We start from the raw sequence: 17,663 nt of genomic DNA, 5'->3' as shown, positions 1-17,663 counted from the left end.
GGAGTCGCTTATGAATATCGACTGGGTCTTTTATTTCGCTGCATTGGTGGCGTTTATCGCCAGTATTAAAGTGGTTACCTCAGCAAATGCTATTCACGCACTACTGTACCTGGTGGTTTCTCTGTTGGCGGTGGCCTTTTGTTTTTATTTACTTGGAGCACCGTTCGCCGCCGGATTGGAGGTCATTGTCTATGCAGGTGCGATTCTAGTACTGTTTGTATTTGCAGTGATGATGTTTGATTTACAAGGGGATAATCAGCCAGTGTTATTTCAACAATCCTGGCTTGCTACCTGGTTCGGGCCGTTAATATTAACGCTGACCCTGGCCATGCTGCTCGCCTATATCCTGGTTACGGGGGCAACTGACAGTCATATTGAAGTAGGGGTAGTCAGCGCCAAACAGGTTGGCATCGCCTTATATGGTCCTTATCTGCTTGCGGTTGAAATAGCCTCGTTTTTATTATTGGCTGGATTGCTGGCGGGCTATCACTTTGCTAAATCGACGAGCGAGGGAGAGCACCGATGATTGATATTCCCATCACCCACGTGTTTATGATCAGTGCCTTGTTATTTTGTGTCGGATTTATTGGTGTTCTGGCCAGGCGTAATACTCTATTCATGCTGATGAGCCTGGAGGTTATGTTAAACGCTGTCGGCCTGGCGTTCGTTGGTGCCGGGTCACTCTGGCAGGAGGCTGACGGACAAATCATGTTCATTCTGATCCTGACTCTGGCAGCAGCGGAAGTCGCCATTGGCCTGGCATTATTAATTCGCATGCAACATCAGCGTCACAATGTCGATGTTGATGGCCTATCGCAATTAAGGGGGTGAATATGACAGCACTAACCCTATTGCCATTTTTCCCATTATTTAGCTTTCTAATACTGATCATTTTTTCGAAACGACTTAACTGGCAGCTGGCGACTGTGATAGCCTTATCAGGCGTTGGCTTAAGTTTTCTGGCCAGTGTCCTTCTCATTAACGATTTGTACGCGGTTAGCCAATCTTCCGATATATCCGCCGGGGTTCGGGAATCCCTCTGGACCTGGTTTATGCTCGGCGAGCACGAGGTGCAGGTAGCGTTTTTCCTCGACCCATTATCAGCAGTAATGATTGCAGTGGTAACCGGAGTTGGCTGGTTAATCCATGGCTTTGCCGCCGCCTATATGCGCGAGGATGAAAACTATAGCCGCTTTATGGCCTACATGAACCTGTTTATCTGTGCCATGCTGATCCTGGTGCTGGCAGATAACCTGGTGTTGCTGTATCTGGGATGGGAAGGGGTCGGCTTGTGCAGCTTCCTCCTTATTGGCTTTTGGTATCAGGAGCCGGGCAATGCTATCGCTGCCCGCAAAGCCTTTATTGTAACCCGTATCGGCGATACCTTGCTGGCGCTTGGGTTGTTCTATCTGTTTCTGGAAACCAATACCCTCAACATTCAGGAGATTCTCGCGCAACAGGATAGTTCACCATTATCATCCGAAGCCGCCTGGTGGATTGCCTTGCTATTGCTCGGCGGGGCCGTCGGAAAATCGGCGCAATTACCACTACATACCTGGTTGCCGGATGCCATGGCCGGACCAACGCCGGTGAGTGCACTAATCCATGCGGCGACTATGGTGACTGCCGGGGTGTACCTGATCGCCCGAATGCAAGGTGTTTATCTGCAGGCACCGGATATTCTTAACCTGGTGGCCTGGACCGGCAGCCTGACCCTGTTAATTGCTGGCATCGCGGCACTGGCCCAGGAGGATATAAAACGGGTACTGGCCTACTCGACCATGAGTCAGATTGGCTATATGATGCTCGGACTGGGCGCCGGCGCTAATGTTGCGGCGATTACCCACCTGATGACCCATGCGTTTTTTAAAGCGTTATTATTCCTCACGGCAGGGGCGATTATCCTCGCAGCCCATCACCAGCAAAATATCTTTCACATGGGCGGCTTGCTGAAACGGATGCCATTGATCTCAATATTATTCGTGATTGGCATTGCGGCGCTTATCGCGTTTCCCGGAACTTCTGGGTTTGTCTCGAAAGAAGCCATTATCGGCCAGTTATGGCAATCGCCAACGGCAGGTCCCGCGTTTTGGTGGATGGCGATCCTTGGTGCCTTTATTACCAGCCTGTACAGCTTTCGCTTAGTGTTTATTACGTTTTTTGGGCAATATCGTGGGCAGCATGAACTGCATCCACAGCGGCATTTTCTCCTGCTTGTGCCGCTTTGTATGCTGGCAGTGTTAGCCATTTTAGGAGGATATATTCCCACCAACTTAGAACAGGTTTTTGTGGCGGTGGATGCACCTGACAGCCAAAGCCCATCCTGGCTGCACAGCGTGGCTATCGGCTTGCCCTTAGTTGCTATCGTGGTGGCGTACGTTATTTATTTTCCCAGGGCCAACGCTACCGAACCGGTTCCTGGCAAGGGGAGCTTGTACCGGTTTAGCCGCAACGGTCTTGGCTTTGATGCTACCTACGATGCCTTGCTAGTTAAGCCGTTTGTGAAGTTGGCAAAATTAAATCGCCATGACGCCATTGATTTGCTGGTTCAACTTATCAGTTGGAACGCCTTTACCTGGAATAGTGCAGCGAAAGCGATACAGAGTGGTCGATTGCGCTGGTATGCGGCAACTCTTGGGATAGGTACAATCATACTGCTACTGGGAGTGATGCTATGATCTTAACCAATATCATTGCTATCCTGATGCTGGTAGCCCTGGTAAGTTTAATCATCGGCAGCAAGTTTTCGCGAAGCTTACCTTATCTGGCCGCCGGTAGCGTTGTTCTCTGCTTTTTCCTGCTGGCCCGGTTTGCCAGCAACAACCATGACATCTTTCATCAGGCGATGCCGTTATTGTCGGTACCCTGGATAACCAGCCTGGGAATTGATTATGCGACGTTTATCGACAGTTTAAGTTTTATTCTGGTGGCGCTGACATTAATTCTCGCCCTGGTTTGCATTCTGGTTTCCGTCAACGAGATCCAACACCATCATAATTTCTATTATTTCAACCTGTTGACCGCTTTGGCTGGCATTATCGGTGTGTTCGCCGCCGCTGATTTATTTCTGTTCTTTTTCTTCTGGGAAGTCATGCTGTTACCAATGACTGCATTGATTGCCATCTGGGGACATGAAAATCGCCGCTATGCCGCGATTAAGTTTTTTATTTTTACACAGGTTTCCAGCCTGTTGATGTTGGTCGCCATTATCATCATGGCGTTTATTCATCAGCAACAGTTTGGCGAAATCAGCTTTAATTATTTCGACTGGCAACGCCTCAATCTATCTATGCCATTGCAATACTGGCTCATGCTCGGTTTCTTTATTGCGTTCGCGGTTAAATTACCGTCTTTTCCGTTCCACACCTGGCTACCGGATGCCCATACCCAGGCGCCAACCGCCGGCTCGGTGCTGCTGGCAGGGGTATTATTAAAAACCGGTGCTTATGGGTTGATGCGCTTCGTACTGCCTCTGTTTGAGCAAGCAACCGTTGAATTTGCACCCATCGCCATTGCGCTTGGAGTGATATCCATCATCTATGGTGCCGTGATGGCGTTTGCTCAATCCGATTTCAAACGCCTGGTTGCATACTCTTCAATCAGTCATATGGGCTTTGTGACATTGGCACTGTTTTCGTTTTCCAGTATTGCTTATCACGGTGCGATTGTAACAATTGTCGCTCATGGGTTAAGCAGTGCCGCGCTGTTTTCCATGGCTGGAATTTTGTATCAACGCCTGCATACCCGGGAATTGAGTAAAATGGGAGGATTGTTTGCATCAGCGCCGCGAATGGGAGGCATGTTGCTGGTGTTTGTCGCAGCCGCATTCGGTATGCCGGGATTGCTGAATTTCGTCGGAGAATTTATGACCCTAACCGGAACTTTTGCCTCCCATCCTGTCGCCACTGTGCTGGCAGCGACGGCTATGATCGGTTCTGCGATTTATGGCATGTACCTGTTTCAGGGTAGCTTTCAGGGTAAGCCACACGCAGGTGTTCAGATTGCTGATTTGCTCGCCCATGAATGGCTATTGTGTGGATTACTATTCGCGTTGTTACTGTATCTGGGGCTGTTTCCGCAATCGTTATTGATGCACTTTGAAGCCATTTATCCTGCCGCCAATATCACGGTAACCGGAGGTAAGTTATGAAACTGGCTCAGTTTATTGCCATCGCTCCTGAACTCATACTTTCCCTTGCCATTGTCATGCAATTATTGCTGATTGCCTTAAAGCGATCACAGCATGGCATTGCGTTCTTTACCATGAGTGCGATTCTCCTGGCTTTATTTGCGCATTATCCAGCGATGACCCAGGTTAACTCCGCCGTCACGCCACTCATTTACGTTGATGTTTTTTCGTTAACATTAAAAGTATTGATTTTATCCTGTACGCTGGTCGCAGTGTGGGTCAGCTATGGCTACCTGCGCTCTGCGGTGGAGTTTCATGACGAATACTATGTGTTACTACTGTTGGCGGTGTTGGGCGCGAATATTCTCGTTCTGGCGAATCATTTTGCCGCGGTTTTCCTCGGCTTTGAATTACTGTCATTGTCATTAGTGGGGATGATTGGATATTTGCACCTGCGCCAGCATACATTGGAAGCGGGGTTTAAGTATTTGATCTTAAGTGCCACCGCGTCTTCAATCATGTTACTAGGGATGGCCTTTGTATATGGCGCTACCGGTGAACTGAGCCTGGCATATCAGGTGCCCGGGCAGCAGAACCTGCGCTTGCTTGGGCAGGCAGGACTGGTCCTGATCATGGTAGGGTTTAGCTTTAAATTATCACTGGTGCCGTTTCATACCTGGACTCCGGATGTCTATCAGGGCGCTCCCATGCCGGTTACTTTATTGTTAGCCACCGTATCCAAAGCCGCCATGTTTGCGATATTAGTTAAGTTTTGGCTGGTGTCGGCGATTTTCAACAATGAGACCCTGCAGGTTTTACTACTAAGTATCGCTATCGCATCAATGCTATTGGGTAACCTGCTGGCATTGACCCAGAAAAATATCAAACGGTTGCTAGCCTATTCATCCATTGCCCATATGGGGTATCTGATTATCGTATTGGCGATCCAAAGTCAGCAATCTGTTGCCTGGGCGTTGAAATCCGGGGTGTTTTATATTCTCGTCTATATTCTTGCGACCTTAATCCTGATGATTTACCTAGCGGGTCGCTCTAAAGCGCACGGCGTTCATGACCAGGATGACTGGCGAGACTGGCAAGGGATGATTTGGCGTCGTCCGGCACATGGTGCGTGCCTGATCCTGGCACTTTTATCATTGGCAGGGATACCACTAACAGCGGGATTTATTGGTAAGTTTTATCTGTTTACCGTTGCTATCGAAAACCAATTGTGGGGGGCAATCGCCGCCTTGATCATCGGCAGTGGCATCGGGCTTTATTATTACTTGTCGATTATTTTTTGTATTCTGGCTAAGCCTCCGGTAACTCAATGCCAAACCGTCGCGGTTAGCGGCGGGAGCTTTACCATTTCTCACACCACGGTGATGGCAATGTTGACCGTGATTATCATTGCCCTTGGTGTATTTCCGGATATCCTGGCCAGTCAACTGATGTTTCAGTCGGAGCAAATACCGATTATTTTCAATGAAGCTGCTTTGAAATCTGAGTGGTAATAATGGCGATAAGTTGGTGTGAATCTTACATATTTTGATGATCTCACCAATAAACCCCATGTCTGTTTTCCATAAATGCGGTTGAACCCCTTTAAAAATTAATATTATCAGTATGTTATTAATTCTGGTCCGGTTATTGAATATCTGTAACCAGGAATTTTGATGAAGATTACTGGTACACTATCACTGCTTCCTCAAAATAGGGCGCTGTTTAAACAGCGGTGTATTATTCAAGTAAATGATAAAAAAGGTCCAGGGACATGAAATATAAAGCGATTACTGCCATTTTAACTTCCACACTGTTGCTTTCCGGTTGCATCATCCATGTTGGTGCTCAGTCGGCAGATGTTGAATTAAATGAAGAAATGCAACTAGCAGCTACCGGGATAACGACTCTCGACATTGACACCGGAGCGGGGAGCTTAAATGTCGTTGGCCTGGAAGGTGCAACCGAGATCACCGTTAGTGCAGAAATACGCACCACAAAAGAAAAAAACTACACTCTTACCCTGGAACAAGACGGGGATAGGGCAATACTGATAGCTGATCACGCCAGCACCAGTGGCTTTTGGAATGGTGATTCACCGCATATTAATGTCAAGGTGACCTTACCAAAGAACATGAACCTTATCGTTGATGATGGCTCAGGAAAAATTTCGATTACCGACATCAATGGTAATCTTGATATTGAAGACGGCTCTGGCTCAATGGACATTGCCCGCATTCAGGGGGCTTTGAATGTCGAAGATTCTTCCGGTTCGTTATCGATAGAGCAAATCAGTGGCGACGTTTATGTGGATGATGGTTCCGGTTCTTTACGAGTTGCCGATATTGGTGGCAATGTGAAGGTAGACGATGGATCCGGTGAAATGGTCATTCTCCACGTGGTAGGTGAAGTTACCATTAATGATGGCTCAGGTTCTATAACCGTTAATGATGCAGGCGGGCTGACCATCACCGGTGATGGTTCGGGCGGGCTGAATGTCAGCGGCGTAAAAGGTAGTTTTAACATTGATAGTTAGGGCCTGACCCATACCTGGATTGACATTTTCTGCGCTGGTGCCGACTGTAGTGGCCAGCGCAGTATACTCGCCAGCAAAATGTACTGGCCTGTTCTGACCTGTTCTGATTTGTACAGTGTACTCGCATAGCATCGCAAAGTTGGCTATTCTTTGTTCCAAGGTATGCTTTGAAAGTGCAATAAAATGAACAGGTTAATATGTATTTGGGTGACAATCCTGCTGTTATTCTGGTCTTTGCCCGGGATCACATCAGAGCCTTCAGTTAAGCCGTCAGTTAAGTCTTCCGTTAAGATTGATATCAAGGAATGGCAGGTTCCCTGGGCCGATACCCGTCCTCGCGATCCGGCGCTCGACAGCCGGGGTAAGGTGTGGTTTTGTGGTCAGTCAGGCAACTATATCGCCTCACTTGACCCCAACTCCGGAAAGTTCCGTAAATATTCGCTGCCTGATGGCACCTATCCTCACAATTTGATCATCGATACGCAAGACTTCATCTGGTATGCGGGAAATCGCAATAGTCATATCGGCCGGATCAACCCGGCCAACGGTGATATCGAGCGCATTGATATGCCGGCGAAAAATCCTATCGATCCGCATACCCTGGTGTTCGACAGCATTGGCAATATCTGGTTTACCGCGCAGTGGGGTAATAAAATCGGTTTCCTCGACGTTGAGTCGCGTCAGGTCAAGTTGTTGGACTCGCCATTACCCCAGTCTCGCCCTTATGGAATAAAGATTGACGGCGACAATAACCCCTGGATAGTCTTATTTGGCACCAACCAACTGGCTCGTGTAGACGCCATAACCCTGCAATTCTCACTGCATGCCTTACCCCATCAGCAGCAGCGTCCGCGGCGGCTGGAAATTGATGATAAAAATCAGATTTGGCTACTCGATCATGAGCTAGGGTATGTAAGCCGTTATCGCAAAGACACACAAGCGTTTAAACAATGGCAGGTTGCGGAAAAGCATCAGGCAAATTTATATGGTTCGGCGATGGATAACGAGCAGCGCCTGTGGGTTGCGGTCACCGGCACCAGCCCCAATCAATTGCGAATTTTTGATACCCGCCAGGAAACCTTTATCGGCGCCGCTGATATCCCCAGTGGCGCGGGCACCATTCGCTATATGTTCTATCATCAACCGGACAATAGTGTCTGGTTCGGAACCGATGCTAACACCATTGGCCGAGCCATGATCAAGCCGATAACCGATTCACCGTAATTTCTAAACGTAATGATATAATTTCGATAAATCGTTGCAAAAATGTAAGTTTTACCGACAAATGGGGTATTTTTGTTCGGTTTTTCTTGCATTTATCCGCCGACAAGGTAACATGCGCGGCTAATTTGTTCCAGCCTGTTACTGTCATCGCTACATAGCCATGCAGTGTTTTTATTTAGCGGGGCTGGATTGGGATTGGGGGTTTTCCGCCAACTGACTTGCCGAGCATAATTCTACTTTGCTCTTTTACGTGCCATAAGTCTTCCGGTGGTTTCCTCTTTTATTTTGCAGGCCTTGCCTGCCTACTGAGAAGACAATTTAATGACTGATATTATCAATGCCGAAAACGGCTTTGAAGCCCTTGGCTTGCCTGAATTTATCCTTTCGTCCCTGGAAAAGCTTGGTTTTAAGAATCCAACGCCAATCCAGGAAAAAACCATCGGTCCACTGATGGCCGGCCGTCACGTATTGGGTGAAGCTCAAACGGGTACCGGTAAAACCGCCGCGTTTGGTTTGCCAGCTTTGGCGAATATCGATGTGAGTATCCGTAAGCCACAGATGCTGGTACTTGCGCCAACACGCGAATTGGCGATTCAGGTTGCTGAAGCATTGCAGGAGTTTTCCGCCAACATGCGCGGACTTCGTATCGCTACACTTTATGGTGGCCAGTCTTATGGTCCACAATTATCGCAATTGGAAAAAGGCGCCCAGGTTGTTGTCGGTACCCCAGGGCGATTAATGGATCACCTGCGTCGCAAGACTCTCAAGCTTAATGATATTTCTTTCTGTGCGCTCGATGAAGCCGACGAAATGCTTAACATGGGCTTTTTGGAAGACATCGAATGGATTCTTGATCACCTGCCACAGGAAACACAAATGGCGTTGTTTTCAGCGACGATGCCGCCGGCAATCCGCAAGGTTGCCAATCGATTCCTGGTGGATCCTGAGCATGTGAAAATTGCCGCAGAGAAGAAGCAGAAAGCCAACATTACCCAGTTGGCCTGGAAAGTGACTGGTATCAACAAAAATACTGCTGTTGAGCGTATTGTTGAAACCTATGATTACGATGCGTTATTGATTTTTGTGCGCACTCGGAATGACACCATCACCGTTGCAGAACAACTGGAGCGACTTGGTTATCCGTGTGCAGCCCTGAATGGTGATATGAATCAGGCACAACGTGAACGTACCGTTGAGCAGCTGAAAAACGGCAAAATCTCTATCATGATTGCCACCGATGTTGTTGCCCGTGGTTTGGACATTCCGCGTATTGATTTGGTTTTGAACTACGATTTACCGGGTGATACCGAATCTTATGTACACCGTATTGGCCGCACCGGTCGTGCCGGTCGTGAAGGTACAGCGATTTCCTTTGTTCGCCCTCGGGAAATGTACCTGCTTCGTCATTATGAGCGTGCCACATCTGGTACCATTAACACCTTTGAGTTGCCGAGCATTCAGGAAATTGGCAAGCGCCGTATTGAACGTGCGCGTCAGTCTCTGGTTGAAACAGTGGCTAATGTTGAACTGGATAATATGGTTGAGATCCTGAGCTCTATGGCTTCGGAATCGGAGCTTAGCGTGGAACAGTTAGCGGCAGCTCTGTTATACAACGCCCAGTTGAAACAACCGTTCCAACCAAAAGAAGATCCGAAACCACGTCGCGAGCGTGCTGACAGAGAAGGTCGATCACGCGATCGCAATGAACGTAGAGGTCGTGATCGGGGTGAACGTGGCGAACGTCGTGGTGAGCGCGGTGAAGGTCGTCGCAGCCAGGGAGCCCGTTCGGACATTGACTGGCAAACCTATCGCCTGGAAGTGGGTAAAGAGCACGGTGCCAAACCTGGCGATATCGTAGGTGCAATTGCTAATGAAATTTCATTGGACAGTGCCTATATTGGTCAGATTAACCTGCATGACCGTCACAGCTTTGTACAGTTGCCAAAAGGCATGCCGAAAGAAGCTTATAACCAGTTGCGTAAAGTGCGTGTCCGTCGTCAGGCCCTGGAAATATCTGTATCTGATGCGCCGGTTATCACTCAGCAGCGTCGTCCTCGTGCACAACGCCAGAGCCGATAACCCTTAAATCGCTATGCGTTTGAAGCAAAGCCAGCCCGTCAACGGCTGGCTTTGTTGTTTCTAGCCAACTTAAAGCTCAGCACTTACAGCATACAGCATACAGCTTACAGCCGCCCCGATCTGCGGTTATTTCGCAACTGCATATAATCGCCAAATTGCCCTGTAATTATTTCCTTACAGGCCTTTCGCAACGCCGCTATAATGCTGGCGGCTAGGTGATGACATCTTACCCGATATCGATGTACAAATTGATTTACGATTTTCCTGCATGCCGCGTCAGGGCAACCTTTTTCCTGTGCTCGATTCGATTAATAATCAAGTCATGGTTATTAATCGAGAAGAATTATGACAGAAGTTAAAAATCCAATTGGCCTATGTGGCATCGAATTTACCGAATACGCAACACCAGATACAGATTTTATGGACAAGGTATTTGAGGAGTTTGGTTTCTCCCGCGTCCGTAAGTTTAAAGGCAAAGACATCGTTTATTACAATCAGAACGACATTCATTTTTTGATGAACAATGAGCGCAATGGATTCTCTAGTGAGTTTGCCAAGGCTCACGGCCCGGCAATTTGTTCGATGGGCTGGCGCGTAAAAGACGCGCAATTTGCGTTTGAAGAAGCAGTGCGTCGTGGTGCAAAACCAGCGACAGATGCGACCAATAAAGATCTGCCATATCCTGCCATCTATGGTATCGGCGACAGCCTGATTTACTTCATTGATGTATGGGGTGACAAGGGTAGCATTTATCAGAATGATTTTGAGTTGCTGCCGGAAAGTGAGCGCAACATGGTCGAAGACAAAGGTTTCCTTGCTATCGACCACCTGACCAATAATGTGTACCAGGGTACCATGGAGAAGTGGGCCAACTTCTATAAAGAAGTCTTTGGTTTCCGTGAAGTTCGTTATTTTGACATCAAGGGTCAAAAGACGGCGCTGGTTTCTTATGCGTTGCAATCTCCCTGCGGTAACTTCAGCATTCCAATTAATGAAGGCAAGGGTACCAGCAACAACCAGATCGATGAGTATCTGGATGAATACAATGGCCCTGGCGTTCAGCATCTTGCCTTTATCACTAAAGACCTGGTGGGTTCACTGGATAAACTGGCACGCGAGAACATCGACACCCTGAATATTACGCCGTCTTATTATGATGATGTATTCGATCGTATCCCTTGGATCAAAGAAGACAAAAAGCGTATTCAGGAACATCAAATCCTGGTTGATAGCCAGAAAGAAAATACCTATCTGCTGCAAATCTTTACCAAGAATATCTTTGGCCCGATCTTCATTGAAATGATCCAGCGCGAAGGTGACTTTGGTTTCGGTGAAGGTAATTTCCAGGCGTTATTCGAGTCTATCGAATTAAACCAAATGGAACGCGGCACTCTGTAACTATTTGACTGGATATCCCGTGCGGGGTATCCATCTAAACGGTCCCAACTGTAAAAGCACCAAAGATTGCGGTCTTGGTGCTTTTTTTATACACGGACGTATTTATCCTCCCGCACCATGGATGGGGGAAAGGGAGGGGTTATTACATGGATGCCTGCAGGGACGCTGGTATATCGATTGTGTCCGGAACTAACAATCGATTCAATTTTCGTCTATCGCCAGCGGGTCAGTACTCCGCAAGACAGGCTCAAAATAGCCCCATCTAACTCGACATAAGGCTAGTCGAACGCTGCCAACAATCTAATATTGTGAATAATGGCTAAAAAAGTGTTTGAGGCGGTTGATGGCTTCGATCAAGTCTTCTGAGTGCGGTAAAAAGACCAGGCGGAAATAAATGCCCTGGTTGAGGTTAAAAGCTTTACCCTGCACCAGCAGAATTTTTTCCTGACGCAGTATGTCCAGTACCATCTGCTCACAGTCACTGATGCGCAATCGTTCACCGTCGACTTTCACAAACAGGTACATCGCGCCTTTGGCCTTATGGCAACTTAAACCCTCAATATCGTTAATCATCCGATGGGCAATATCGAGCTGCGTCTTCAGGCGGCCGCCATCATTAACCAGGTCATTGATACTCTGGTAACCACCCAGGGCAGTCTGAATTGCATGTTGGCACGGCACATTGGCACACAGGCGCATCGCCGACAGCATGTTTAATCCTTCCATATAACCCTGAGCACGGAGCAGGGGACCGGTCAACATCATCCAGCCGGCTCGAAAACCGGCGATTCGGTAATTTTTTGACAGACCGCCCATGGTCACGACCAGCACATCTTCGCTCAGCCTCGCGGTCGGGATGTGCTCGGCACCGTCGTACAATACTTTGTCGTAGATTTCATCGGAAAAAACGATGAGACCATGTTTTCTCGCCAATGCGAGAATGTTTTCCAGTACCGCTTGTGGGTACACCGCACCGGTAGGGTTATTCGGGTTGATTAACACCAGTGCCTTGGTATTTGCATTGATTTTGCTTTCTATATCGTCGATATCCGGGTACCAAAAATTGGCATCATCACAGCGGTAATGAACCGGTTTTCCTGATGACAGGGATACCGCGGCTGTCCAAAGTGGATAGTCGGGAGCTGGAACCAACACTTCATCGCCATTATTCAGCAGCGCCTGCATCGCCATAACAATTAATTCGCTGACGCCATTGCCAATATAGATATGATCGACGTTGAGGTTTTTAAGTCCACACTGTTGATAATATTGCATAACCGCTACCCGAGCCGAATAGATTCCCTGGGACTCACTGTAGCCCTGTGCGGTTGGTAAATTATGAATCACGTCGCGGACAATATCATCGGGCGCCAGAAACCCAAACGGTGCCGGGTTGCCAATATTCAGTTTCAGAACTTTGTGACCTTCCTCTTCCAGGCGTCTAGCCTCGGTCGCGATGGCACCGCGAATATCGTAGCAAACGGCATTGAGTTTGGAGGATTTTTCGAAGGTTTTCATGGCTGACACGGGTAAATTCATCGTTTTTAGGTTGTACAGTTTCGTTAATACCAATCCCATTAAATTATTGCTCACTCAGTGAGAATTTAAAGGCGTTTAGACAAGGCTTTGATTGCAAAGAATGGTCGCTCCATTGTCAAAATCAATAACGCAGGATAAACGCCTTTAAAACTCACCCGTAGGGAGTTTATCAGAGGCCCATTTACTTCCCTATATTTCATTAATATAGAATGACTATATCAATGAAATCTATGTTGTAACTGAACCTCTGCCCTAACTCTGAGTTGTGCACAAACTTAGTGTGATTGGTACAACCATACGCACTGCAACACTTTCTGACAATTTATTTCAGCATAATCGTTGAATATTTCTTATAACTATCAATAACAAATGAAGTTTTATAAGGACGTCACCATGGTATTACCTTTAGTTTGGGTCGGTGCCGCTATTGCCGCTTCCGCTATGGCCGTTGGCGAGTTGTCTGAACGCAACCGGCAGGCCGAATTAAAACGTAAAACGGCTCATGGCCATACCCGTAAAGGGTTGGACAAATATGCCAGTGGTATTGGCAAATACCCAACGCAGACCGCGAAGGCAGGTAAACAGCAGGAGATCTTCGCCACAGTCAGCCCTGGAGCGCTGTTGTGTTGTGGCCTGGGTGGGGTGCTTGAGCATACCGGCATTTTGATTGATCGCCATACAATTGTTGAGTTGCATGGCAACGGCCTGGTAAAAGCCATATCTCCTGAGCGTTTCCTGATGGAGCGTTCAGGTACGGAAATTTATGCCGCTTGTGATTCCAAAGGACAGGCGCTGGCGAGTGCAGCAACAGCAGAACGAGCGGCGAAACAAATATATAGCTATCAAAAGTACGATCTTATTAAAAATAACTGTCATCGTTTTGCCTGGACCTGCATTCATGGCGAAGCAATGGAGTTGACCACTTTTTATCTGCTCAACAATTATCTATCCCGAATGACCAATCGCATCATTTACTGGGATCGCTGGGATGGCTGGAAATAACCATCTATGCTGGTATTAACCTATAAAAATCATTTAAGGTAAGATCACCGGCAGAATTTTAACTGTAATATAACAGGGATCCCGATTGACGTTTTTTATCAAATTCATTAAATTCTTGTGCCTTTTCATGGGGCTTGGAGCGATCATACTGTTGTTTATGGTGGTTGAAACCGAACCACAACTACAACAGCGCGTACGCTTGTCCAGCGCTAGTGCCGCCGATGCAAAACAAATAATACAACGCACTGCCAGGCAAATTAGGCAAGGCGGTAAATCGCAATACACTTTTACTCATAGTGAGCTGCAGAGTTTGAGCATGCTGGCAAATAAGCTTAGTCCGAAGATCGACACGAATGTGATGCTGTCTGCATCAAAAGCGTTGTTTTATGGTTACATTAAACCCTTCAGATCTGAGCTTTATCTTAACTTTTCATTGGCCTTGCCAGACTCGGAAAGTGGTCTGGTGTTTGGTGAGGCAGGCATTGGCCGCCTTACATTAAATGGTCAATGGCTGTTTGAAACCGCAATGGCCTTGCTTAGTGATAAGTTAAAACCGGAACACTATGAACTGCTGGAAATGGTGCAAAAGGTAAACGTCAATCAGCAGCAACTGCAAATCGATATCGATCAGGGTGAAAATTCATTGGCAGATACCGGACGACTGGCCAATCTGTTGTCGCTGAAAAATTCGCTTGTTGCCGGAGTTAATCAGGAGAGTGTGCAGCACTATTACCAGAATTTACTTGGGTTCGCGCAATTACCAAAACGCGACAAGAGCTTGCTGTACTTTCTCAAACATCAATTCTCTGAGGCAACTAAAAATTCCCTTGCACAGGGGCGACGTGCGGTTGAAGAAAATCGCGATGCGATGATGGCACTGGCCTTGTATTTTGGCTCTAATAAATTCGCTCTTGTAACCGGCAAGATGCAACCATTATCCCGTCAACAACAAGTAATGCGCAATAACCACAAGCGCAGTATCACCCTGTTAAAACGCAACGACCTGCAAAAGCACTTTATCTACTCGATGGCTTTGCAATTGCTCAGTGATGCCAATGCTGGTTTTGCGCTGGGGGAATTTAAGGAATTGTTAGACTCAAACTCAGGCGGTAGTGGTTTTAGTTTTGTCGATTTATACGCAGATCGTGCCGGTACCCGTTTAGCTCAATATGCGACGCAAAACGAAAGCAGCGCCAGGGCGATTCAGCAAACGTTTGCCGAGATGGAAAATGAAGATCAACTTATCCCATTTCCCCGCGATTTACCGGAGGGGATTGATGCGGAGCGCTTCTCCGTCGATTATGTCAATACCCAGTCGCCGTCTTACCGACAGATGCTGGCTTTGATTGATGAGCAATTGTCATCGTTACACTTCTATGCACCCGTTGACTAATACCAATCACATTAAATTAAATCTCACCCGTAGGGAGTCATTGTACGGTAAATCGAAAAAACGCGGGCCAGATTCAAAACAAACGCTGTTCGTAGAATTCAATGGTGCGGTTTCTTACAATAGGTGTGCTGATAGGCCCAACAGTTTCACTATTAATAGGCACTTAATTGAACAAAATTCGGCCAGCAAAGGTCAATACGCTCTGATATAGAATGACTATATCAATGAAATCTATGTTGCAAATGAACCTCTGCCCTAACTCTGAGTTGTGCACAAACTTAATGGGATTGGTATAAGTCTTTGCACAAATAAGTCGGGAGTTTAGGTAAAAAAAAGGGCGGTTGTTTATAAACCGCCCTTTAAACTAAAGATTAGGGATTATTGATTTAAAACGAAGTTGACCGCTTCATCAATGGCAATCAGTGATTTTTCACCGCTACGTCGGTTTTTGTATTCAACCTCAGCATTATCGATATTGCGCTCACCAACAACGATGGCGTGAGGAATACCGATTAACTCCATGTCTTTGAACATGACACCCGGACGCTCTTTACGATCGTCAAACAACACTTCAACGCCAGCGGCAGTTAATTCTGCGTATAGCTTCTCTGCTGTTTCCTGGACGCGGTGCGACTTGTGCATATTCATTGGAATGATCACGACCTTGAAAGGCGCGATGGCATCAGGCCAGATAATCCCGTTTTCATCGTGGTTTTGCTCAATTGCCGCCGCGACGATACGGGAAACACCGATACCGTAACAACCCATGGTCAGTGTCTGGTTTTTACCGGTTTCCGTTAATACCCCTGCATTCATGGCATCGGCATACTTCTCGCCTAACTGGAAAATATGACCGACTTCAATACCACGCTTGATGGTTAGCTTGCCGTTACCGCAAGGGCTAGGGTCGCCAGCAACCACGTTACGAATATCTTCTACTTTGTAATTATGGATGTCGCGATCGAAGTTTGCACCGGTATAGTGATATCCGCTTTCGTTAGCACCGCAGATGAAATCGGCCATTACCGCAGCACTGCGATCAACAATAATGTCGATAGCTAAACCAGCAGGGCCGATAGAACCGGCGTCGCAATTTGCAACGGCTTTGATTTGCTCATCGGTAGCGAACGTTAGCGGTGCTGCAATACCAGAAATTTTCTCGGCTTTAATTTCGTTCAACTCGTGATCGCCACGTAATACCAAAGCAACGACTGGCGCGGTTTCACCTTCTTCATGCTCACCCAATACCAATAAGGTTTTCACCACGTCTTTAGCTGCTACGTCAAAGAATTTCGATACGTCTTCAATGGTGTGAACGTTTGGCGTTGCTACCTTGGTTAACTCTGCTGTTGCTGCGCCGCGCTCGGTATCCGGTGCCAGGGCTTCTGCTTTTTCAATGTTAGCTGCGTAATCACTACTATCACTGAAGGCAATATCATCTTCGCCAGAATCCGCTAGTACATGGAATTCGTGCGACGCATCACCACCGATGGAACCGGTATCGGCGATAACCGGGCGAAAATCAAGACCTAAACGCTCAAAGATATTGCAATAAGCGCTGTGCATGTCCTGATACGTATTGTTCAGGCATTCCTGGGATAAGTGGAAAGAATAAGCATCTTTCATCAAAAATTCACGACCGCGCATAACCCCGAAGCGAGGGCGAATCTCATCGCGGAACTTAGTCTGGATTTGATACAGGTTAATCGGAAGTTGTTTGTAGCTGGAAAGCTCAGAGCTAATCAGCTTAGTAATCACTTCTTCATGAGTCGGGCCCAATACGAACGGACGGTGATGGCGGTCTTCCAGACGCAATAATTCAGGGCCATAATCGGTCCAACGACCAGACTCTTGCCAAAGATCCGCAGGTTGCACCATTGGCATCAGCGTTTCAATCGCCCCGGCTTTGTCCATTTCTTCGCGTACGATGTTTTCTACTTTTTTCAGCACCTTTAAACCGGTCGGCAACCAGGTGTACAAACCTGAAGCTACAGGACGAACAAGACCTGCCCGTAACATGTATTGGTGACTGATGACTTCGGCGCTTGCCGGAGTTTCTTTAAGCGTAGAAAGAAGATATTTACTGGTACGCATTGCTCTACAAATCCATACTGATGAGTGAATTAAAATTGCCGGTTATTCTATCAGTACAACTTTAGGTGACAAAGCGCTAATTTAACAAAATCCCTATCTAACACGATTTACCGACAAGCGATAGATCCCGACCTTGGTTAAGCCTTACAAAATAAGGTGCAATGGGTTGCTTATTCCCAGCTATAGCATTGGTTATATACCAATCCCATTAAATTATTGCTCACTCAGTGAGAATTTAAAGGCGTTTAGACAAGGCTTTGATTGCAGAGAAT

General features: G+C 47.1%; 13 protein-coding genes. 11 read left to right on the top strand and 2 right to left on the bottom strand.

What is annotated here, in order from left to right; translation table 11 throughout:
* Window positions 1-10 precede the first annotated feature (10 nt).
* The 9 genes from nuoJ to hppD all read left to right on the top strand — a co-directional run bounded on the left by nuoJ (window position 11) and on the right by hppD (window position 11,363).
* Window positions 11-526, top strand: coding sequence for an NADH-quinone oxidoreductase subunit J (nuoJ, locus tag E8M12_RS14870; protein ID WP_246034172.1), 516 nt, complete (start codon window positions 11-13; stop codon window positions 524-526).
* Entirely contained in the window at window positions 523-831 is a 309-nt protein-coding gene (gene nuoK / locus E8M12_RS14865; RefSeq protein ID WP_136737058.1) for an NADH-quinone oxidoreductase subunit NuoK, read from the top strand. The genes nuoJ and nuoK overlap by 4 nt, the downstream gene beginning before the upstream one ends.
* Window positions 832-833: 2 nt before the next feature.
* Complete coding sequence (nuoL, locus tag E8M12_RS14860; protein ID WP_136737057.1) at window positions 834-2,678, top strand: NADH-quinone oxidoreductase subunit L; 1,845 nt, start codon at window positions 834-836, stop codon at window positions 2,676-2,678.
* Window positions 2,675-4,150, top strand: a complete 1,476-nt coding sequence (locus E8M12_RS14855) for a complex I subunit 4 family protein (RefSeq protein ID WP_136737056.1) — start codon at window positions 2,675-2,677, stop codon at window positions 4,148-4,150. The genes nuoL and E8M12_RS14855 overlap by 4 nt, the downstream gene beginning before the upstream one ends.
* Entirely contained in the window at window positions 4,147-5,640 is a 1,494-nt protein-coding gene (locus tag E8M12_RS14850) for an NADH-quinone oxidoreductase subunit N (RefSeq protein WP_136737055.1), read from the top strand. Before E8M12_RS14855 ends, E8M12_RS14850 begins: the two co-directional genes overlap by 4 nt.
* Window positions 5,641-5,900: 260 nt before the next feature.
* Complete coding sequence (locus tag E8M12_RS14845) at window positions 5,901-6,662, top strand: DUF4097 family beta strand repeat-containing protein (RefSeq protein WP_136737054.1); 762 nt, start codon at window positions 5,901-5,903, stop codon at window positions 6,660-6,662.
* Window positions 6,663-6,845: 183 nt separating this feature from the next.
* Window positions 6,846-7,886 carry a Vgb family protein gene (locus E8M12_RS14840; protein WP_136737053.1) on the top strand — a complete coding sequence of 347 codons (1,041 nt, stop codon included), beginning with the start codon at window positions 6,846-6,848 and terminating at the stop codon, window positions 7,884-7,886.
* Window positions 7,887-8,207: 321 nt separating this feature from the next.
* Window positions 8,208-9,965 carry a DEAD/DEAH box helicase gene (locus E8M12_RS14835; RefSeq protein WP_136737052.1) on the top strand — a complete coding sequence of 586 codons (1,758 nt, stop codon included), beginning with the start codon at window positions 8,208-8,210 and terminating at the stop codon, window positions 9,963-9,965.
* 345 nt (window positions 9,966-10,310) lie between these two features.
* The gene (gene hppD / locus E8M12_RS14830; RefSeq protein ID WP_136737051.1) at window positions 10,311-11,363 is read left to right on the top strand and encodes a 4-hydroxyphenylpyruvate dioxygenase; all 1,053 of its coding nucleotides are present in this window, start codon (window positions 10,311-10,313) and stop codon (window positions 11,361-11,363) included.
* A 300-nt stretch (window positions 11,364-11,663) separates the two neighbouring features.
* Here the strand turns inward: hppD and E8M12_RS14825 are convergent, their stop codons facing one another.
* Window positions 11,664-12,881, bottom strand: coding sequence for a pyridoxal phosphate-dependent aminotransferase (locus E8M12_RS14825; protein WP_136737098.1), 1,218 nt, complete (start codon window positions 12,879-12,881; stop codon window positions 11,664-11,666).
* 390 nt (window positions 12,882-13,271) lie between these two features.
* Between E8M12_RS14825 and E8M12_RS14820 the strand changes: the two genes are divergently transcribed.
* Together E8M12_RS14820 and E8M12_RS14815 are read left to right on the top strand one after the other, a co-directional pair.
* Complete coding sequence (locus E8M12_RS14820) at window positions 13,272-13,904, top strand: hypothetical protein (protein ID WP_136737050.1); 633 nt, start codon at window positions 13,272-13,274, stop codon at window positions 13,902-13,904.
* A gap of 85 nt (window positions 13,905-13,989) precedes the next feature.
* Window positions 13,990-15,297 carry a YfiM family lipoprotein gene (locus E8M12_RS14815; protein WP_136737049.1) on the top strand — a complete coding sequence of 436 codons (1,308 nt, stop codon included), beginning with the start codon at window positions 13,990-13,992 and terminating at the stop codon, window positions 15,295-15,297.
* Window positions 15,298-15,675: 378 nt separating this feature from the next.
* Here E8M12_RS14815 and E8M12_RS14810 read toward each other — a convergent pair whose 3' ends face one another.
* The gene (locus tag E8M12_RS14810) at window positions 15,676-17,391 is read right to left on the bottom strand and encodes a proline--tRNA ligase (protein ID WP_136737048.1); all 1,716 of its coding nucleotides are present in this window, start codon (window positions 17,389-17,391) and stop codon (window positions 15,676-15,678) included.
* Between the last annotated feature and the right edge of the window lie 272 nt (window positions 17,392-17,663).

The sequence above is a fragment of the Thalassotalea mangrovi genome, assembly GCF_005116735.1.
Classification (GTDB): Bacteria; Pseudomonadota; Gammaproteobacteria; order Enterobacterales; family Alteromonadaceae; genus Thalassotalea_A; species Thalassotalea_A mangrovi.
This window is presented reverse-complemented; position numbering and strand designations above follow the sequence as displayed.